Annotated in this window: 21 protein-coding genes; 11 read left to right on the top strand and 10 right to left on the bottom strand. The window is 69.4% G+C overall.

Annotated features, from left to right (window positions below; translation table 11 throughout):
* Position 1: 1 nt before the first annotated feature.
* Together ABD989_RS02900 and ABD989_RS02895 are read right to left on the bottom strand one after the other, a co-directional pair.
* Positions 2-964, bottom strand: coding sequence for a sigma-70 family RNA polymerase sigma factor (locus ABD989_RS02900; RefSeq protein ID WP_345312367.1), 963 nt, complete (start codon positions 962-964; stop codon positions 2-4).
* 108 nt (positions 965-1,072) lie between these two features.
* Positions 1,073-1,474 carry a DUF3099 domain-containing protein gene (locus ABD989_RS02895; RefSeq protein ID WP_345312366.1) on the bottom strand — a complete coding sequence of 134 codons (402 nt, stop codon included), beginning with the start codon at positions 1,472-1,474 and terminating at the stop codon, positions 1,073-1,075.
* An 86-nt stretch (positions 1,475-1,560) separates the two neighbouring features.
* On the opposite strand from ABD989_RS02895, the gene ABD989_RS02890 reads away from it, so the two are divergent.
* Positions 1,561-1,809, top strand: a complete 249-nt coding sequence (locus ABD989_RS02890; protein WP_345312365.1) for a DUF3039 domain-containing protein — start codon at positions 1,561-1,563, stop codon at positions 1,807-1,809.
* Between the two features lie 26 nt (positions 1,810-1,835).
* On the opposite strand, the gene ABD989_RS02885 is transcribed toward ABD989_RS02890, so the two are convergent.
* The gene (locus tag ABD989_RS02885) at positions 1,836-2,903 is read right to left on the bottom strand and encodes a YihY/virulence factor BrkB family protein (RefSeq protein WP_345312364.1); all 1,068 of its coding nucleotides are present in this window, start codon (positions 2,901-2,903) and stop codon (positions 1,836-1,838) included.
* Between the two features lie 86 nt (positions 2,904-2,989).
* Between ABD989_RS02885 and ABD989_RS02880 the strand changes: the two genes are divergently transcribed.
* Positions 2,990-4,765: a DEAD/DEAH box helicase gene (locus tag ABD989_RS02880; protein ID WP_345312363.1), complete on the top strand. Its 1,776-nt coding sequence runs from the start codon at positions 2,990-2,992 to the stop codon at positions 4,763-4,765.
* Positions 4,766-4,843: 78 nt separating this feature from the next.
* Here ABD989_RS02880 and ABD989_RS02875 read toward each other — a convergent pair whose 3' ends face one another.
* Together ABD989_RS02875 and ABD989_RS02870 are read right to left on the bottom strand one after the other, a co-directional pair.
* Positions 4,844-5,032, bottom strand: coding sequence for a DUF7455 domain-containing protein (locus ABD989_RS02875; RefSeq protein WP_345312362.1), 189 nt, complete (start codon positions 5,030-5,032; stop codon positions 4,844-4,846).
* Between the two features lie 89 nt (positions 5,033-5,121).
* On the bottom strand, positions 5,122-5,745 hold the full coding sequence (locus tag ABD989_RS02870; protein ID WP_345312361.1) for a TetR/AcrR family transcriptional regulator: 624 nt from the start codon (positions 5,743-5,745) through the stop codon (positions 5,122-5,124).
* Positions 5,746-5,902: 157 nt separating this feature from the next.
* Here ABD989_RS02870 and ABD989_RS02865 point away from each other — a divergent pair, with 157 nt between their 5' ends.
* From ABD989_RS02865 to ABD989_RS02850, 4 genes are read left to right on the top strand one after another with little or no spacing between them, the layout of a single operon-like run.
* Complete coding sequence (locus ABD989_RS02865; RefSeq protein ID WP_345312360.1) at positions 5,903-6,661, top strand: SDR family oxidoreductase; 759 nt, start codon at positions 5,903-5,905, stop codon at positions 6,659-6,661.
* A complete protein-coding gene (locus ABD989_RS02860; RefSeq protein WP_345312359.1) occupies positions 6,658-7,470 on the top strand; it encodes an SDR family NAD(P)-dependent oxidoreductase in 813 nt (270 codons plus the stop codon). The genes ABD989_RS02865 and ABD989_RS02860 overlap by 4 nt, the downstream gene beginning before the upstream one ends.
* Positions 7,463-8,479 (top strand): phosphotransferase family protein, encoded by a 1,017-nt coding sequence (locus ABD989_RS02855; protein WP_425556464.1) that lies wholly within the window; start codon positions 7,463-7,465, stop codon positions 8,477-8,479. The genes ABD989_RS02860 and ABD989_RS02855 overlap by 8 nt, the downstream gene beginning before the upstream one ends.
* 56 nt (positions 8,480-8,535) lie before the next feature.
* A complete protein-coding gene (locus tag ABD989_RS02850; protein WP_345312358.1) occupies positions 8,536-9,762 on the top strand; it encodes an acyl-CoA dehydrogenase family protein in 1,227 nt (408 codons plus the stop codon).
* A gap of 65 nt (positions 9,763-9,827) precedes the next feature.
* Here the strand turns inward: ABD989_RS02850 and ABD989_RS02845 are convergent, their stop codons facing one another.
* Together ABD989_RS02845 and ppgK are read right to left on the bottom strand one after the other, a co-directional pair.
* Complete coding sequence (locus ABD989_RS02845) at positions 9,828-11,237, bottom strand: RNA polymerase sigma factor (protein ID WP_345312357.1); 1,410 nt, start codon at positions 11,235-11,237, stop codon at positions 9,828-9,830.
* A 224-nt stretch (positions 11,238-11,461) separates the two neighbouring features.
* Positions 11,462-12,256, bottom strand: a complete 795-nt coding sequence (ppgK, locus tag ABD989_RS02840) for a polyphosphate--glucose phosphotransferase (protein ID WP_246995667.1) — start codon at positions 12,254-12,256, stop codon at positions 11,462-11,464.
* On the opposite strand from ppgK, the gene ABD989_RS02835 reads away from it, so the two are divergent.
* Positions 12,255-13,193, top strand: a complete 939-nt coding sequence (locus ABD989_RS02835; protein WP_372493240.1) for an inositol monophosphatase family protein — start codon at positions 12,255-12,257, stop codon at positions 13,191-13,193. The two genes, ppgK and ABD989_RS02835, sit on opposite strands and share 2 nt — an antisense overlap.
* Before the next feature lie 18 nt (positions 13,194-13,211).
* Here ABD989_RS02835 and cei read toward each other — a convergent pair whose 3' ends face one another.
* Positions 13,212-13,868: an envelope integrity protein Cei gene (cei, locus tag ABD989_RS02830; RefSeq protein WP_246995670.1), complete on the bottom strand. Its 657-nt coding sequence runs from the start codon at positions 13,866-13,868 to the stop codon at positions 13,212-13,214.
* Between the two features lie 186 nt (positions 13,869-14,054).
* On the opposite strand from cei, the gene ABD989_RS02825 reads away from it, so the two are divergent.
* The gene (locus tag ABD989_RS02825) at positions 14,055-14,354 is read left to right on the top strand and encodes a DUF4193 domain-containing protein (RefSeq protein ID WP_246995672.1); all 300 of its coding nucleotides are present in this window, start codon (positions 14,055-14,057) and stop codon (positions 14,352-14,354) included.
* Positions 14,355-14,480: 126 nt separating this feature from the next.
* On the opposite strand, the gene ABD989_RS02820 is transcribed toward ABD989_RS02825, so the two are convergent.
* The gene (locus ABD989_RS02820) at positions 14,481-14,999 is read right to left on the bottom strand and encodes a DUF3093 domain-containing protein (protein ID WP_425556463.1); all 519 of its coding nucleotides are present in this window, start codon (positions 14,997-14,999) and stop codon (positions 14,481-14,483) included.
* A gap of 58 nt (positions 15,000-15,057) precedes the next feature.
* On the opposite strand from ABD989_RS02820, the gene dut reads away from it, so the two are divergent.
* Both dut and ABD989_RS02810 read left to right on the top strand, forming a co-directional pair.
* Complete coding sequence (gene dut / locus ABD989_RS02815; protein ID WP_345312355.1) at positions 15,058-15,549, top strand: dUTP diphosphatase; 492 nt, start codon at positions 15,058-15,060, stop codon at positions 15,547-15,549.
* A gap of 3 nt (positions 15,550-15,552) precedes the next feature.
* Positions 15,553-16,416: a DUF3710 domain-containing protein gene (locus ABD989_RS02810; RefSeq protein ID WP_345312354.1), complete on the top strand. Its 864-nt coding sequence runs from the start codon at positions 15,553-15,555 to the stop codon at positions 16,414-16,416.
* Positions 16,417-16,419: 3 nt separating this feature from the next.
* On the opposite strand, the gene ABD989_RS02805 is transcribed toward ABD989_RS02810, so the two are convergent.
* Positions 16,420-17,118, bottom strand: a complete 699-nt coding sequence (locus tag ABD989_RS02805) for an alpha/beta fold hydrolase (protein WP_345312353.1) — start codon at positions 17,116-17,118, stop codon at positions 16,420-16,422.
* A 63-nt stretch (positions 17,119-17,181) separates the two neighbouring features.
* On the opposite strand from ABD989_RS02805, the gene ABD989_RS02800 reads away from it, so the two are divergent.
* Entirely contained in the window at positions 17,182-17,556 is a 375-nt protein-coding gene (locus ABD989_RS02800) for an OB-fold nucleic acid binding domain-containing protein (protein ID WP_345312352.1), read from the top strand.
* Positions 17,557-17,558: the final 2 nt, after the last annotated feature.

Genomic DNA, 17,558 nt, shown 5'->3' with positions numbered 1-17,558 from the left:
GTCAGCTGGCGTAGGCGCGCAGCTTGTCGGCGCGCTCGCCTTCGCGCAGCTTGCCCATCACCTCGCGCTCGATCTGCCGAACGCGTTCGCGGGAGAGCCCGAACGAACGGCCGATCTGGTCGAGCGTGCGCGGCTGCCCGTCGTCGAGGCCGAAGCGCATGGTGATCACCTGACGTTCCCGGTCGTCGAGCGTGCCGAGCACCAGACGGATGTCCGAGTGCAGCAGGCTGGAGATCACCGCGTTCTCCGCGGAGGTGGCCTCGGCGTCCTCGATGAAGTCGCCCAGCGGGGCCTCTTCGTCGCTGCCGACCGGCATGTCCAGGCTCACCGGATCGCGGCTGTGGTCCATCAGGTCGGCGATCTTCTCGGCGGGGATACCGGTCTCGGCGGCCAGTTCCTCGTCGGTCGCCTCCCGTCCGAGCTGCTGGTGCAGTTCCCGACGGATCCGCGAGATCTTGTTGACCTGCTCCACCAGATGGACGGGGAGCCGGATGGTGCGGCTCTGGTCGGCCATGCCGCGGGTGATGGCCTGACGGATCCACCAGGTGGCGTACGTGGAGAACTTGAAGCCCTTGGCGTAATCGAACTTCTCCATCGCGCGGATCAGACCGAGGTTGCCCTCCTGGATCAGATCCAGCAGCGGCATGCCGCGGCCGGTGTAGCGCTTGGCCAGCGAGACCACCAGGCGAAGGTTCGCTTCGAGGAGGTGGGCGCGGGCGCGTTCGCCCTCACGCACCAGGATCGCGAGGTCGCGCTTGCGCGCCGGTCCCATGCGCTTGCGGGTGTTCAGGAGGTGGTTGGCGTACAGCCCCACTTCGATCTGCTTGGCCAGTTCCACTTCTTGCTCGGCGTTGAGCAGCGCGGTCCGGCCGATACCGTTCAGGTAGACGCGCACCAGATCCGCGGACGGCGACTGGGCGTCCAGATCTTCGGGCGTGGGGACGGGGCGGATTGCGGTGGACATGCGGCCTCCTACTGTCGGCGACGATCAACCAATGCGTTCATCTGGTCTAACGCCACGCGGGTCCAGAAGGTTCCCGGCCGACATGAGAGTTCGCTAAGGAATCTCCGATCACTCGGGTTTGCGCTGGTCGGGCTCGACGTCGATCACCCGCCACGCCGGCTCGGAAGCCTCGGCGGCCAGTTCGCCCGGTCCCACAGTGCGGCCGGCGCCGAACTTGTAGTACTGCACCTCACCGTGTTTGCGAGCCGGTCGGTCGTTGGCGATCAGGACGGCCATCCACGGCAGCGGCACGGAGAACAGGATGATGCCCACCGCCCACCAGGCGCTGCCGGTGACGCCGTAGACGATGCCCGCGATCACCAGGGCGGGCAGTCGGAAGCTCATCATGAACAGGTACTTCCGCACGCGTGCACGGTGCTGTTCGTCGAGGCTGGTGTCGGCGCGGGTGATGAGGAAGGCATCCGCTCGATTGTCGTGCTGCCCGCTCGTCCCACCCATATCCGTCGCCATGCATCCACTGTCCCACTTCTGGGCGGTCAGCGCACATGCCCAGTACGCGGTGCACATCGGCCGCCGGGTGCGTCACAATGGAGACCATGACCACCAAGACGATCGAGCGCCCCGATCTCGACGAGCGCACAGACCACGACGAGCGGACCGAGAAGGACGACGACACTCCCAAGGTCTTTCACTACGTGAAGAAGGACAAGATCGCCGAGAGCGCGGTGATGGGCACGCACGTCGTGGCGCTCTGCGGCGAGGTCTTCCCGGTGACCAAGTCGGCCAAGCCCGGCTCGCCGGTGTGCGAGCGATGCAAGAAGGTGTACGCGCGCATCAAGAAGTAGGTCCGTCCGCGAGTCCCGGGCCGGGCTCACGCATCCGGCGGCGGTCCATTCCCCTCGGGAGGACCGCTCGACCGGTGCCAGCCCGGCCGGATCGCGCGACGCCGCAGGGTATCGGTGATCTCGGTGGTCTGCGTCGAGACCCACTGACGCACCATCGGCCCGTTCACGTCGGCCGGCCACAGCTCCTGGATGGCGGCGTTCAACTCGGCGCCGACCACGATGGAGAAGCCGAGGAAGAACCCGAACAGCAGGAACGCGATCGGCGTGGCCAGGGCGCCGTAGGTGTACCCGACGTTCGCCAGAGCGGTCAGGTAGGCGCGCAGGACGTACGCCGACAGCCAGAAGAAGACGCCGGCCAGGAACGCGCCGGGCACCAGGCGCAGCCACGGCAGCGGATAGGGCAGCGCGAAGCGGTACAGCAGCACCAGAGCGCCGATGAGCAGCAGACCGACGAACGGGAAGTAGCCCCACTCGATGAGGAGGCTGACCGCGTTGCTCCAGTCGTCCGGCACGATCTCGCGCAGATAGGTGGGGCCCAGCGCCACCAGCGGCAGCACGATGACCGCGGTGATCAAAAAGAAGATGTAGATGATCAGCGCGAAGATGCGCTGCCACACCGGGTTGCGCACCTGGTGCTGGTCGTGCGCGGTGACGATGGCCGCCACGAAGCAACTCATCGCCGACGAACCGGCCCACAGCGACATGATGAAGCTCACCGAGATCACGGCACCGCGTCCCCGGCCGAGGACATTGTCCAGGGTGGGTTTGATCAGATCGTCGACCACTTGCTCGGTGAAGATGCTGTCGGCGAACGAGATGATGCGATCGCTGATGATCTCCACGGTGTTGGGCCCGAACCAACCGCCGATGTAGCCCAGGCTGCCGAGTACACCGAGTAGGAGCGGAACCAGCGACAGGGACTGCCAGAAGGCGGCCTGCGCCGACCAGCCGATGATGCCGTCGTCCCACGACTTCACGGTGGTGCGCCACACCAGCCGCCAGGATTTGGCGAGCACTCCGGGCCGGTCGTCGGACGGGGGTCCGGCGTCCGGCTGGGCGTAGCGCGGCTCATCGTTGCTGATGAGTAACAGCATTGCCCATGTCCGCGGGGAATCGGACACCGGGCCGTGTCTCCGGCGTGGCGGGACGGTCGGCGGCACGGTCTAGAATCGACCCCGATATGACTGAACCGGGGCTGATTTCCACTGTGTCCGACGCGCCGTCCGAGCCTGCTCAGGCTCGACCGGCTGGGGGATCGCTGCGCGCATGGCAGCGCCGCGCACTCACCAAGTACCTGACCGCGCGTCCGGCGGACTTTCTGGCCGTCGCAACGCCCGGCGCAGGTAAGACCACGTTCGCGCTGCGGGTGGCGGCCGAGCTGTTGGCGGACAAGACCGTCGAGCGCATCACGGTGGTGGCGCCCACCGAGCACCTCAAGCACCAGTGGGCGCAGGCGGCGGCGCGGGTGGGCATCGCCCTCGACTCGAACTTCTCCAACTCCACCGGCTCCACCAGCTCCGATTTCAACGGTGTGGTGCTGACCTATGCGCAGGTCGCCGCGCATCCGTACCGGCATCGCGAGCGCACCGTGGCGCGTCGCACGCTGGTGATCCTGGACGAGATCCACCACGGCGGCGACGCGAAGTCGTGGGGCGACGGCATCCGGGAGGCGTTCTCCGACGCCGAACGTCGCCTCGCCCTCACCGGTACTCCGTTCCGGTCCGACGACTCGCCGATCCCGTTCGTCACCTACGACCCCGAGCCCGGCGGCGGCGCCCGCTCGCGCGCCGATCACTCCTACGGTTACTCCGACGCCCTGCGCGACGGCGTGGTCCGCCCGGTGGTCTTCCTGGCCTACTCGGGGCAGGCGAGCTGGCGCACCAGTGCGGGCGAGGAGTTCACCGCGCGCCTGGGCGAGCCGCTGTCGGCGGAGCAGACCGCCCGCGCCTGGCGCACCGCCCTGGACCCGCACGGCGACTGGATTCCGGCGGTACTGACGGCCGCGCACCGGCGCCTGCAGAAGCTCCGCGCCTCCGGCGTGCCCGATGCCGGGGGACTGGTGATCGCCACCGATCAGGAGCGCGCCCGCGATTACGCCGAACTGTTGGAGTCGATCACTGGGCGCAAGCCGACCCTGGTGCTCTCCGACGAGGCCGGCTCGTCGGCCCGCATCGCGTCGTTCGCGGCCTCCGACGACGAATGGATGGTCGCGGTACGCATGGTGTCCGAAGGCGTGGACGTGCCGCGGCTGGCGGTGGGCGTCTACGCCACCAACGCCGCGACCCCGCTGTACTTCGCGCAGGCCATCGGCCGCTTCGTGCGTTCGCGGCGTCCCGGGGAGACCGCCAGCGTCTTCCTACCGTCGGTGCCGGTGCTCTTGCAGCTGGCCAGCGAACTGGAGGCCCAGCGCGACCACGTGCTCGGCAAGCCGCACCGCGAAGAGTCGGGCCTGGACGACGCCGCGCTGGCCGATGCGAATCGCACCAAGGACGAGGACGGCGAGGACGAACCGGCGTTCCAGTCGCTGCACGCGAGCGCCGAACTGGACCAGGTGATCTACGACGGCGCCTCGTTCGGTACCGCCACCATGCCGGGCTCGGAGGAGGAGTCGGACTACCTCGGCCTGCCCGGACTGCTCGACGCCGAGCAGGTCCGCACGCTGCTCCAGCAGCGCCAGGCCGCCCAGGTCACCAAGCGGTCGGCGCCGGCCGCCCGTTCGGCGCACGAGCAGGCCGCCCAGGACGCGCCGAACGCGGCCGAGCGCAGCACCGGGGAGAACCTGCACGCGCTCCGCAAGGAACTCAACACCTTGGTGGCCCTGCATCACCACCGCACCGGCCGCGCGCACGGGCAGGTGCACAACGAACTCCGGCAGCGCCTCGGCGGACCGCCCACGGCGATGGCCACCGCCGAGCAGCTGCGCGAGCGCATCAGCGCCCTGCGCACCTGGAAGTAGCAGCAGAACGCCGAGTGCCCGGTCTCCCCGCGGGGAGACCGGGCACTCGCGTGTCGGTCTGTCTTCGTCCGGCGTCGGTCACGCGGTGACGACGGCGCCCATCTCCACCAGGCGGGCCTCATGGCCGTTGTAGTGGTGCTGGCAGAAGAGCAGCTCGCCACCGGCCGGGAGGGTGGCGCGGACCTTGGCGGCGGCGCCGCAGCGGTCGCAGCGGTCGGCCTTGGTCAACGGGGCGGCGACGATCGTGGAGGTGGCGTGGTCGGTCATGGAGTTCCCCTTCCATTCATTCACTGTCTCTGCCGAACGACCGGGGTCCCGGACGTCTCGACTCTCACTCTGTCAGACGTTTGGGAGCCTCACATTGTTCCCGGGTCGGTTCGGGAGTGTCGTCCGGCGGCTTCCACCATCCGCAGCGCGAGGTCGGCGTAGGCATCGGACAGGGCTTCGGGGCTGAGGCTGCCGCCTTCGTCGTACCAGCGGGCGATGTCGATGTTCATCGACAGCAGAGCCAGGGTCACCGCCCGAGGATCGCTGGTCGCGAAGTCGCCGGAGGCCATCCCGGCGTCGACCACCGCGCGCATCCGGCGGGCGATCTCGCGGCGCAATTGGCGGATCTCGGTGTAGTGCTCCGGGCTGAGCGAGGCGAGCTCGTAGTTCACAACGCGGGCGGTGGTGTGATTCTCCGCATGGTGGCGGGAGAAGCCGCGGATCAGGCGGTGCAGACGGGGTGCCGGGGCGAGTTCGGGGTCGTCGTACTCGTCGACCACCGCCAGCGTGGTGCGGTGCCCGCCCAGCGACAGTTGGTAGAGTAGATCCTCTTTGGACGGGTAGTGGACGTACACCGCAGCCGGGCTCATGCCGGCCGCCGCGGCGAGATCGCGGGTGGTGGTGCCGTGGAAACCGCGGTCGGCGAAGGCCTCGACGGCCGCGTCCAACAGCCGGGCCCGCGTCTGCTGCGCCTTTGAAGTGTTCTCGGTCACTGCCCGCCCTGTCTGTCCTACCCTGTCGCCTATGCGTCGTTCTCGTGTCAACGGTTGACGTTCACCGCCATCACCGGCAGAGTAGAGCACTAGAGCCTAAGCGAGCGCTTAGTCGAGGATTTCAGTGCAGAACACTGCAGAACGGAGCCCCGTGCCGATGAGTGACAAACGATTTGCCGGTAAGACCGCGATCGTGACCGGAGCCAGCCGTGGCATCGGTCTCGCGATCGCCCAGCGACTGGTCGACGAAGGTGCGCGGGTGGTCATCACCGCGCGCAAGGAGCCGGCGCTGCAAGCGGCCGTCACTCAGCTCGGCGGACCCGAGCACGCGGTGTACGTGGTCGGCGGCGCCGATAACACCGCGCACCAGGACGCGGCTGTGGCGGCGGCCCTGGAGAACTTCGGTTCGGTGGACTACCTGGTGAACAACACCGGTATCAACCCGGTGTACGGCCCGTTGATGGAGATGGACGTCGAGGCTGCGCGCAAGATCCTGGACGTCAACGTCCTCTCCGCGTTGTCCTGGGCGCAGAAGGTGCACGCCGCGTGGATGGGCGAGCACGGCGGCGCCATCGTCAACCTCGGCTCCATCGCCGGGCTGCGTCCGGCGCCCGGCATCGCCTTCTACGGCGTCTCCAAGGCGGCCGTCCTGCACCTCACCGAAGAGCTCGCGGTGGAGCTGGGCCCGAACATCCGGGTCAACGCCGTGGCCCCGGCCGTGGTGAAGACGCAGTTCGCGACCGCGCTGTACGAGGGGCGCGAGGAGAAGGTCGCCGCGGCCTACCCGCTCAAGCGCCTCGGCGAACCGGACGACATCGGTTCCGTGGTGGCCTTCCTGCTGTCCGGGGATGCGGGCTGGATGACCGGTCAGACCCTCGTCGTCGACGGCGGCGTCCTCCTCGGAGGTGGCGCGTGAGCGGCTTCGATCCCCACGGCGCCTGCGTCGTCGTGACCGGCGCGGGCAACGGCATCGGCGCGGCCCTGGCGACCGCCCTCGCTGCGCGCGGCGCGCACGTCGTGGTCGCCGATCTCGACGCCGAGAGTGCCGCGCGCACCGTCGACGTCATCGAGACCGCAGGCGGCACCGCCGTCGTCGCACCCGGCGATGCGGCCTCGGAGGATGGCGTGGCCGCACTGATCGGCACCGCGCGCGAAGCCTTCGGTCCGGTGCAGGCGTGGTTCGCCAACGCCGGCGTCGACCGCGGCCGCGGCCTGGACGCCACCGAAGCCGAGTGGGCGCTGTCCCTCGACGTGAACGTGATGGCGCATGTGCGCGCCGCGCGGGCGCTGCTGCCGGAATGGCTGGACGCCGGCGGCGGCCGCTTCGTCGTCACGGCGTCGGCGGCCGGCCTGCTCACCATGCTCGAGGCGCCCGCCTACTCGGTGACCAAGCACGGTGCGGTGGCCTTCGCCGAGTGGCTGTCGGCCACCTACCGGCACCGCGGCGTCGTGGTGCAGGCACTGTGCCCGCAGGGCGTGCAGACCCGCATGCTGACCGAATCCGGGCCGCTGGAGGAGATCCTCAGCCGGGACACGGCGTTGACGGCCGAACAGGTGGCCGCCGATGTGCTGTCCGCGCTCGACGGCGACGAGTTCCTGATCCTGCCGCACGCCGACGTCGCCGACTACTACCGGGCACGCGCGAACGACACCGACCGCTGGCTGTCCGGCATGAACCGACTGCAGCAGAAGCTGGACGCGGGGAAGGCCGCCGGCGGTGAGTGAGCACCTGCCCGGCCTGGATCTGACGGCACTGACGCCCTGGTTCGTCGACCACGTCGGGGCCGTCGGCGACGGCTTGACCGCCGAACACATCGCCGGCGGCAAGTCGAACCTGACCTACCGTCTGCGCGCGGGCACCGGCGAATGGATCCTGCGACGGCCGCCGGTGGGCAAGCTGCTCGCCACCGCGCACGACATGGGCCGCGAGTACCGGATGATGTCGGCGCTGGCCGGCACCGCGGTGCCGGTGCCGCAGATGTACGGCTACTGCGACGACGCCGATGTGCTCGGTGCACCCTTCTACGTGATGGAGTCCGTGGCCGGCACCCCGTACCGGCGGGCCAAGGAACTGCAGCCGCTGGGCGCCGAGCGCACGCGGGCGATCTCCGAGCGCCTGATCGACACGCTGGCCGCAGTCCACGCGGTGGATCCAGCGGCCGTGGGTCTCGCCGACTTCGGCCGCGCCGAGGGCTTCCTCGGCCGGCAGGTGAGCCGGTGGCGCTCGCAGTTCGACGCCGCGCACACGCGGGACCTGCCGGACATGATCGCGCTGCACGAGGCGCTGGCCGCCCGGGTGCCCGCCGACGGCGCACCCGGCATCGTGCACGGAGACTACCGGCTCGACAACGTGCTGTTCGACGCCGACGACCGGCCCGCCGCCGTCATCGACTGGGAACTGTCGACGATCGGCGACTCGCTGACCGACGTGGCGCTGATGTGCGTGTACGACCGGATGGGCAAGCTGTCGCCGGGTGCGGTCTCCGACGTGGCCGCCGCGCCCGGATACCTCGACGAGCACGAAGTGCTGTCGCGCTACGCCGCCGGTTCCGACCGCGACCTGAGCGACTTCGGCTTCTACGTGGGGCTGGCCTGCTTCAAGCTCGCCGGCATCGTCGAGGGCATTCACTACCGCTACGTGAACGGCCAGACGGTGGGCGCCGGCTTCGCCGGAGTCGGCGACTCCGTCCATCCGCTGCTCGCCGCCGGACTCGCCGCGCTGCGCGGTCAGTAGTACAGGGCACTAGAGCCCAGACGAGACATTGCTTCGACAACCGAGGAGGAACAGACGTGGAATTCGCCTACGACGAAACGACTGAGCAGTACCGGCAGAACCTGCTGGAGTTCATGGACGAGCACGTGTACCCGGCCGAGCCGGTGTTCGCGGCCCAGCTCGCCGCACTGGAGAACCGCTGGGACTGGGACAGCGTCCCAGTGCTGGCGGAGCTGCGCGCCGAAGCACGACGCCGCGGCCTGTGGAACCTGTTTCTGCCCGGCGAGCACGGCGCGGGCCTGACCAACGCGCAGTACGCGCCGCTGGCCGAGATCACCGGCCGCAGCCCGCAGCTGGCGCCGGCCGCGCTCAACTGCGCCGCCCCGGACACCGGGAACATGGAGGTGCTCGCGCAGTACGCCAGCCCCGAGCAGCAGGAGCGGTGGCTCACGCCGCTGCTCAACGGCGAGATCCGGTCGGCGTTCGCGATGACCGAACCCGACGTGGCCAGTTCGGACGCCACCAACATCGAGTTGTCGATCGTGCGCGACGGCGACGACTACGTGATCAACGGCCGCAAGTGGTGGATCACCGGCGCGATGAGCCCGAACTGCACGATCTTCATCGTGATGGGCAAGACCGATCCGACCGCCGATCGGCACCGCCAGCAGTCGATGATCCTGGTGGAGCGCGACACCCCGGGTCTGGAGGTGGTGCGCGGCATGGAGGTGTACGGGTACGACGACCACAGCCACGGCGGCCACGCCGAGCTGAAGTTCACCGATGTGCGGGTGCCCGCCGCCAACCTGATCGGCGCCGAGGGCGACGGCTTCGCCATCGCCCAGGGCCGACTGGGACCGGGACGCATCCACCACTGCATGCGCTGCATCGGGATCGCCGAACGAGCGCTGGAGATGATGTGCGACCGCACCAGCAATCGCGTCGCGTTCGGCAAGCCGCTGTCCGAGCAGGGCGTGATCCGGGACTGGATCGCCGAGTCCCGCGTGAAGATCGAGATGCTGCGACTGCTGACCCTCAAGGCCGCCTGGCTGATGGACACCGTCGGTAATCGGAAGGCGCACACCGAGATCCAGGCGATCAAGATCGCCACCCCCACCGCAGTGGAGTGGATCGTCGACAAGGCGATCCAGGCGCACGGCGCGGGCGGACTGTCTCAGGACTTCCCGCTGGCCGAGATGGTCGCCGGGGTGCGGAGCCTGCGTTTCGCGGACGGCCCGGACGAGGTGCACAAGAACGCGCTGGCCCGGTACGAGCTGCGTAAGCAGGCCGCCCGCCACGGCTGAGCTGCCCACAGAACACTGCCGCCCCTCCCGAACACATCGGGAGGGGCGGCAGTGTTCTGTGGAACTCAGTCCAGGTAGTCGCGCAGGACCTGAGAGCGGCTCGGGTGGCGGAGCTTGCTCATGGTCTTGGACTCGATCTGGCGGATCCGCTCGCGGGTCACGCCGTAGACCTGGCCGATCTCGTCCAGGGTGCGGGGCTGACCGTCGGTGAGCCCGAAGCGCAGGCGCACGACGCCGGCCTCGCGCTCGGAGAGGGTGTCCAGGACGTCCTGGAGCTGATCCTGCAGCAGCGTGAAGCTGACCGCATCGACCGCGACCACGGCCTCGGAGTCTTCGATGAAATCGCCGAGCTGGCTGTCGCCCTCGTCGCCGATGGTCTGGTCCAGGGAGATCGGTTCACGCGCGTACTGCTGGATCTCCAGCACCTTCTCCGGCGTGATGTCCATTTCCTTGGCGAGCTCCTCCGGGGTGGGCTCGCGGCCCAGATCCTGCAGGAGCTCACGCTGGATACGACCCAGCTTGTTGATCACTTCCACCATGTGCACCGGGATACGGATGGTGCGGGCCTGGTCGGCCATGGCGCGGGTGATGGCCTGGCGGATCCACCACGTGGCGTACGTGGAGAACTTGTAGCCCTTGGTGTAGTCGAACTTCTCGACCGCACGGATCAGACCCAGGTTGCCTTCCTGAATGAGGTCGAGGAAGGCCATCCCGCGGCCGGTGTAGCGCTTGGCCAGGGAGACCACGAGGCGCAGGTTGGCCTCGAGGAGATGGTTCTTGGCGCGGTTGCCGTCGCGGGAGATCCAGTTGAAGTCGCGGCGCTGGGCCACCGACAGCTTCTCGCCGTCGGCCATCACGCGGCGGATCTTCTCGGTGGCGTACAGGCCGGCTTCGATGCGCTTGGCCAGTTCCACCTCTTCCTCGGCGTTGAGGAGAGCGACCTTGCCGATCTGCTTCAGGTAGGCGCGCACCGAGTCCGCCGACGCGGTCAGCTCGGCGTCCTTGCGGGCCTGGCGGAGCGCCTCGGACTCGTCCTCGTCCCAGACGAAGTCGCTCGAGGACTTCTCGTCCTTGTCGGACTTGGCCGCCTCTGCGGGCGTCTCCTCCTCGTCGGCTTCGAGATCGGCGTTGACGTCGATCTCGGCTTCGTCGAGGTTCTCGGGAGCGTCCTCGTCGGCGCCGGTGAACTGCGTCTCGTCGTCGAGTTCGTTCGTGGCCGCCGACTTGGTCGCGGTCTTCTTGGCCGCGGTCTTCTTCGCGGCGGTCTTCTTCGCGGCGGTCTTCTTCGCTGCCGTCTTCTTGGCGGTGGTCTTCTTCGCAGCGGTCTTCTTGGCCGCCGTCTTCTTGGCCGCCGTCTTCTTGGCGGCGGTCTTCTTTGCTGCGGCCTTCTTGGCGGGCGCCTTCTTGGCCGCTGCCTTACGAACCGGTGCCGGTTCGGCGTCGGTCTCGGCGTCCGGGGTCCTGGTGGTTGCCACGTACGACCTTTCACACAATTATCAACGGCACGGCATGCATTGGACGGCAACGCTGTCGCATCGCATCGCTGCGACGGCGCAAGCGCGGCCGCGTTGGGGCATTGTGCCTGGTCAGGGGAGTGGGCCGGAGGGAGCCGGACCAACGCGTTCCATTGTAACTAAACGCGGCCGAACCGGGGCGCTCCGGTGGCGACTCGCGACGAGATGGGCGGGCTCGGACCTGATCAGCGGTCGTCGACGACGGCCATCGCCGCGCCGACGATGCCCGCGGTGTTGCGCAACGCTGCGGGCACCACCGGAACGGCGTTGGTCAGGTGGGGGATCCAGCGATCGGCCTTGCGGCTGATGCCGCCGCCGACGATGAACAGGTCGGGGGAGAAGATCCGCTCGTAGTGCACGAGCACCGTCGACAGGTGCCCGGCCCAGGTCTTCAAGGACCAGTCGCGGTCCTTGCGGACCTTGGCGGAGGCCTGCTGCTCGGCGACGATCCCGTCCACCTCCATGTGGCCCAGTTCGGAGTTCGGGATCAGGGTGCCGTCGTACAGCACGGCCGAGCCGATCCCGGTGCCGAGCGTCAGCAGGATCACCAGGCCGGTGTCGAGGTGCGCACCGCCGCCGTAGGCCTGCTCGGCCAACCCCGCGGCGTCGGCGTCGTTGAGGACTCGGACGCGTCGTCCGTGCAGCGATCGCCGGAACAGGGCCTCCACGTCTGTGCCGATCCACGAACGGTCGACGTTGGCCGCGGTGGTCATGACGCCGTCTTTCACCACGCCGGGCAGGGTGAGACCCACCGGTCCGGTCCAGCCGAAGTGTTCGACGATGGTGTTCACCGTGCGCGCGACGCGCTCGGGCGTGGCCGGTTGCGGGGTGTCGATGCGGTGGCGTTCGCCGACGAACTCGCCGGTCCGCAGATCCACGATCGCGCCCTTGATGCCGGTCCCGCCGATGTCGATACCGAAGCTCAATCCGGAGCCGGGACTCGGCACCCGGTCGGCGCCGAGATAGGTCACGTCAGACATGGCGTTCACCTTACGGCGCGAACCCGGCCGTCGTTGCGCGCCACTAGACTCGGGTGCTGTGAAGCCCGCCGATTCGTCCACATCCGTGTCCCCGCAAGAACTGTGCGAGATCGCCTGCGCGGTGGCGCGCGAGGCCGCCGATCAGGTGCGTGTGCGCCGCGCCGACCTGTTCCCGGCCACCGGTCGCCGCGCCGACGACGCCGCGGTGAGCACCAAGTCGACGCCCACCGACCCGGTGACCGTCGCCGATACCGAGAGCGAACGACTCATCCGCGGACTGCTGGCCGTGGTACGTCCACACGACGCGATCCTCGGCGAAGAGGAGGGCGGGGCCGACGCGCTCGCCGACGGTGTGCGGTGGGTGGTGGATCCGATCGACGGGACGGTCAACTTCCTCTACGGGGTACCCGCCTATGCGGTGTCGGTGGCCGCACAGGTCGACGGGGTGTCGCAGGCCGGCGCCGTGGTCGACGTGGCCCGCGGCGTCACCTACTGGGCGTGGCTGGGCGGCGGCGCCTGGTGCGCGGGACCCAACGAGGAGCCCCGCCGCCTCACCGCGAATCCGGTCGACGACGTCGCGCTGGCGCTGGTCGCCACCGGATTCGGGTACTCGCCGATCAGGCGTCGCGCGCAGGGCGAGCTGTTGGCCGCGCTGCTACCGCAGATCCGCGACGTGCGCCGTATGGGCGCGGCGGCGTTGGACCTGTGCATGGTGGCCGCCGGCGCGGTGGATGCCCACTTCGAGCACGGTTTGGCGCCCTGGGACTGGGCCGCGGGCGGACTGATCGCCGCCGAGGCGGGCGCACGGGTGGTGCTGCCGCCGGCGCAGTCCAGTTCCGCCGACGGCCATGCGACGGTCGCGGTGGCACCCGGTATCGCTGACGACTTCCTGGCGCTGCTCACCGACATCGACGGATTGAGACAGCTTCCGGAGTGAGCCGATGGGGCGGTGAACTCAGCAGGACTGCGCGTGCACGGCCTCGATCAGGGACCGGTCGACGCCGGACTTCGCGTTGCGCGGGTCCACCGAGCGCAGCGACTCGAGAGCGGCCTGCATGTCCTGCGTCGGTTGGGTGGCGGTGTAGTACTCGCCGAGGGCCACGTCCACGTCGGTGCCGGCCCGGCCGTCGTTGACCAACTGTGCGCACGGCAGGGCCAGCCACACCGCCGCTGCGGCCGTCTGGCCACCGGTGCCGAACCGGATCTGCGCCACACAGCTCAGATCGCGTTCGGGGTAGAGCGTGTCGTCGCCGTAGGCGGGGGTGCCGGGCGCGTAGCCCTGTGCCGCCAGGCCGTCGGCCACCGAGCGCGCCTCGCCGTGGGCGGCGGCCGAGTTCAGCACCGTGACCGTGAACGTCGACAGCGCGGCCGGTGCGACACTCAGCATGTCCGAGCGATTGACCACCTTGAGTTCGGGGCCTTCTGCGCTGGTCGGCAGGTTGCAGGCCGTCGGGCGGCTCTCCTCTTCGTCGCCGATGAACGCGAAACTCCAGGCCCCGATGCCGACGAGCGCGAGCACCGTCGCGATCACGATCGCGGGCGTGTAGTTGCGTCGCGGAAACGGGCGTCCCTGGGCATCGGTCGAGTACCCGGTGGCGAACTTGGAGACCATGCCACCACTGTAGGGGCAGGCGGCAGGCAACCGCGGGAAGCGACGCACGTGCCGTCCCCCCGCGGTCGGGGTTGACTCGCTGCGATCGATCGCCTAGTATTCGGCGCGCCTAGGGCGAATAACGTGTGTGTCGCACGGGCCGTGGGGAAGATGGCAAAGCACGACAGGACCAGGGTGAGGTAGAACATGGCGACCGATTACGACGCACCTCGGCGGAGCAACGAGGAAGACCTGGCGACGGACTCGCTGGAGGAGCTGAAGGCACGACGCAACGAGGCGAGCACGGCCGACGTCGACGTCGACGAGACGGAGACCGCGGAGTCGTTCGAACTGCCCGGTGCCGACCTGTCCGGCGAAGAGCTGTCGGTGCGCGTGGTGCCCAAGCAGGACGACGAGTTCACCTGCGCGAGCTGCTTCCTCGTGTACCACCGCAACCGGCTGGGTGCCGAGCGCGACGGCCAGTTGATCTGCGTGGACTGCGCCTGAGCGATAGAACAGAGCAGAGGAAATGAGGCCGACCCCGTACGGGGTCGGCCTCATTCGTTCGTCCTGTTTTCGACTGTCCTGTTCGGGCGGTCGTGAGCGCGGGAGAACTCAGGCGGTCGACGGAACTCAGGCGGTCGAGGACGGCGCGGCACCGGCGTCGACGATGCCCATCGCCGCGAGCACCTTGTCCGGGTGGCGGGTGGAGACCAGCCAGTACGGGGTGGGGTCGTCCGGGTCGTCGATCACCACGAGCACCATCGGCTTGATCCACGAGCGGTAGACGAGGAACGCCGCGGGGTCGAGCTGTCGGCCCATGGCGGCGCTGCGGGCCGTCGCCGGAACGACGGCTCCGCGGGCCACTACCTCGGCGGGCAGCATCGCCTTGTGTGCGTGCAGGGCGCCGTCGGCGTCGACCCGGATCTTCATGCGGTTCATCGTGAACAGCAGCCAGCCGACGAGCACGCCGAGGATCGGGTAGAAGACGTAACTCCAGGTCTGCATGTAGGCGGCGAGCTGCGCCTGATAGCCCAGCAGCGCCACCAGACCGGCCGCGAGGATCCACCACCACACCGGCACGGTCAGCCGTTCGGAGTACCGGTCGGCCGAGGAGCTGGGGGTGGAATCGGAAGCAGTCACGGGGCCCATCTTACTGGCTGTCGCGGTGGTGGCCGCGCCCCGGCCCGCCCCGAGTAGTGTTCGGTGCGTGACCTCAGAACTCCACTACGAACCGCTGCCTGTGGTGCGGCTCGACCCCGATCTGCCGCTTCCGGCCCGCGCTCACCCCGGTGATGCGGGTGTCGACCTGTACTCCACCACCGACCTGGAGCTGGGTCCCGGGCGGCGGCAGGTGGTGGGCACCGGTATCGCCATCGCGCTGCCGCACGGCACCGTCGGCCTGGTGCACCCGCGGTCGGGTCTGGCCGCCCGCGCGGGCCTGTCGATCGTCAACGCGCCCGGCACCATCGACGCCGGCTACCGCGGGGAGATCAAGGTGTGCCTGATCAACCTCGATCCCGAGTCGTCGATTCAGATCGCCCGCGGCGACCGCATCGCACAACTGCTGGTGCAGAAGGTGGAGTTGCCGGAGATCATCGAGGTGACCACCCTGGACGAGACCGCGCGCGGGACGGGCGGCTACGGCTCCAGCGGCGGGCACGCAATTCTGCATTCGGCGACCGATACTCCGGAGGGTTGAGCAATGGCGACCAGCGACACCAGCAAGCACACCATCGGCGACGGCGCCGGACCCTACGACCTGGGGGAGTTGGCCACCCCGGCCGCCGACCTGGCCAATTCGCACCTGGATCTCGGATCGGTCCTGGTGCCCGTGGTGGAGGGCGGTCAAGTGACCGTCGAGATGTCCGCGGCGAACGAACCTGAAGCGGTCTACCTGGTGACCCCGGTGGGCCGGATCGGCGTGCACGCCTTCGCGGCACCGCGCAGCGGCGGTCTGTGGCGCGAGGTGGCACGGGAACTGATGGAGTCGCTGAGCGGCGAGGGCGCCCAGGCGAGCGCGGAGGACGGCCACTGGGGTCGCGAAGTGGTGGCCGCGGTGCCCGGCGGTCAACACCGGTTCATTGGGGTCGACGGTCCCCGCTGGATGGTGCGGTGCGTGGCGAGCGGGCCCGACGAGGCCGCGCCGCAGTTGGCGCAGCTGGCCCGCGCCGTGCTGGCCGAGACCGTGGTGCGTCGCGGCAACGAGCCGTTCCCGCCGCGGGACCTGCTGCCGCTGGTGCTCCCGCAGGTCCTTGCCGAGCAGGTGGCCGCAGCCCAGCAGAACATGGCCGCCGAGGCCGGACAGGTGCCGGCCGAGGGCGCACCGTCGTCCCCGCTGAGCGCGGCGCCAACGGCCGAACCGACCGAACCAGCGTCGGCCGCGGAGACGGTGCCCGGCGGCGCGGTGGAACAGGCTGCGGCGGCAACGGTCTTCACCGACGAGGCGGCGGCCGAGCCGGACCTCGTCACCGACGACGAAGCGGAGCAGGACGCGCAGGTGAGTCCGCCGTCGGAGGGCTCGGCCATGCAGCGTCTGCGCAGCAGCCGGAAGCGTCGTCGCCGCTAGCGCCTAGAGATCGCGCCAGGCGTCCACACAGGCCGCGCCGAGGAGATGGGGCTGCGGGCCCCACTCGGACAGCGGGATCTCGGTGAGCGCCGCGTGCGGGGCCGCCCGCGCCCAGTCGCGGGCCACCTCGATCGGGTGCAGCGGGTCGTCGAGGGCACCCGCGATCGCCAACGGGACCGGAAGCTCGGCGATCTCGGCCAGAGTCGGCGCGCGGTAAGCGGCCGCAGTGCGCAACTGCCCCACCAGATCGCGGTCGGCCAGGGCGCGCCACGACCGGCTCAGTTCGGCGGCCAGCCACGGCGGGCTGGTGGCCGCCATCGCGGCGATCGTGGGTTCTAGGCCGTCGCGTTCCACGGCGTCGGCGGTCACGCGTGCGCTGAGCGCGGCGAGGCTGTCGCCGACCGGGCCGGACCACGGCGGCAGCGCCGCGAGCACGCCGCTGCAGTGCGCCCCGCCGCGGTCGAGGACCCAGCGCAGGGCGACCACCGCGCCGATCGAGACGCCGCCGACGACGACCGTGGTGCCCGCGGCGGCCGCGGCGTCGGCGGCCGCGTCGAGGGCGTCGAGGTAGTCGTCGATCAGTCGGGCCGAGGGGGCCAATGCCTGCAGGTCAGCCACCGCTTCGGCCACGGCCGGGCCGAAACTGCGGCGCAGGTAGTCGTCGTCCGAACCGGTACCGGCCATCAGGATCACCGTCGGCATAACCCCGCCTTCCGTTGCGTTGTACAGTGTGGTCGCACTAGTTCCGTTGCTTCGGAGGATGGCATGGGTACGTCAGGGCTCGTCAAGCGCCTGGGTCGGATGCTCACCGAGGACCTCGAGGTCCTCGACACCGACCGTATTGAACGCGAGTCGCGGGCCGAGGGCGCGCAGCGCGCCGCGGACTGTCTGCGCGGCGATGAGGCGACGATGATCGGCGAGTTGCGCACGGTGCAGACCTGTTCGCGCAGCACCAAGACGGGCGTGGAGGCCGAGTTCTTCGATGGCAGCGACACCGTGCTGCTGAAGTGGTTGGGCCGCAGTCGGATTCCCGGGATCGAGCCGGGTCGCAAGATCACCGTGCGCGGCCGGGTAGCCACCGTCGACGGCATGAAGGTGATCTACAACCCGTACTACGAGCTGCATTCCCTCCAAGACTGAGC

It is taken from the genome of Gordonia alkaliphila (assembly GCF_039542465.1).
GTDB classification, from domain to species: domain Bacteria; phylum Actinomycetota; class Actinomycetes; order Mycobacteriales; family Mycobacteriaceae; genus Gordonia; species Gordonia alkaliphila.
Note: the sequence above shows the minus strand (reverse complement) of the source record. Positions and strands in the feature narration are given on the sequence as shown.

Excerpts from the sequence above, each read along its gene's own strand:
- ABD989_RS02900 (WP_345312367.1), bottom strand. The coding sequence starts at position 964 with ATGTCCACCGCAATCCGCCCCGTCCCCACGCCCGAAGATCTGGACGCC.
- ABD989_RS02895 (WP_345312366.1), bottom strand. The coding sequence starts at position 1,474 with ATGGCGACGGATATGGGTGGGACGAGCGGGCAGCACGACAATCGAGCG.
- ABD989_RS02890 (WP_345312365.1), top strand. The coding sequence starts at position 1,561 with ATGACCACCAAGACGATCGAGCGCCCCGATCTCGACGAGCGCACAGAC.
- ABD989_RS02885 (WP_345312364.1), bottom strand. The coding sequence starts at position 2,903 with ATGCTGTTACTCATCAGCAACGATGAGCCGCGCTACGCCCAGCCGGAC.
- ABD989_RS02880 (WP_345312363.1), top strand. The coding sequence starts at position 2,990 with ATGACTGAACCGGGGCTGATTTCCACTGTGTCCGACGCGCCGTCCGAG.
- ABD989_RS02875 (WP_345312362.1), bottom strand. The coding sequence starts at position 5,032 with ATGACCGACCACGCCACCTCCACGATCGTCGCCGCCCCGTTGACCAAG.
- ABD989_RS02865 (WP_345312360.1), top strand. The coding sequence starts at position 5,903 with ATGAGTGACAAACGATTTGCCGGTAAGACCGCGATCGTGACCGGAGCC.
- ABD989_RS02835 (WP_372493240.1), top strand. The coding sequence starts at position 12,255 with ATGGCGTTCACCTTACGGCGCGAACCCGGCCGTCGTTGCGCGCCACTA.
- ppgK (WP_246995667.1), bottom strand. The coding sequence starts at position 12,256 with ATGTCTGACGTGACCTATCTCGGCGCCGACCGGGTGCCGAGTCCCGGC.
- cei (WP_246995670.1), bottom strand. The coding sequence starts at position 13,868 with ATGGTCTCCAAGTTCGCCACCGGGTACTCGACCGATGCCCAGGGACGC.
- ABD989_RS02825 (WP_246995672.1), top strand. The coding sequence starts at position 14,055 with ATGGCGACCGATTACGACGCACCTCGGCGGAGCAACGAGGAAGACCTG.
- ABD989_RS02820 (WP_425556463.1), bottom strand. The coding sequence starts at position 14,999 with ATGGGCCCCGTGACTGCTTCCGATTCCACCCCCAGCTCCTCGGCCGAC.
- ABD989_RS02810 (WP_345312354.1), top strand. The coding sequence starts at position 15,553 with ATGGCGACCAGCGACACCAGCAAGCACACCATCGGCGACGGCGCCGGA.
- ABD989_RS02805 (WP_345312353.1), bottom strand. The coding sequence starts at position 17,118 with ATGCCGACGGTGATCCTGATGGCCGGTACCGGTTCGGACGACGACTAC.
- ABD989_RS02800 (WP_345312352.1), top strand. The coding sequence starts at position 17,182 with ATGGGTACGTCAGGGCTCGTCAAGCGCCTGGGTCGGATGCTCACCGAG.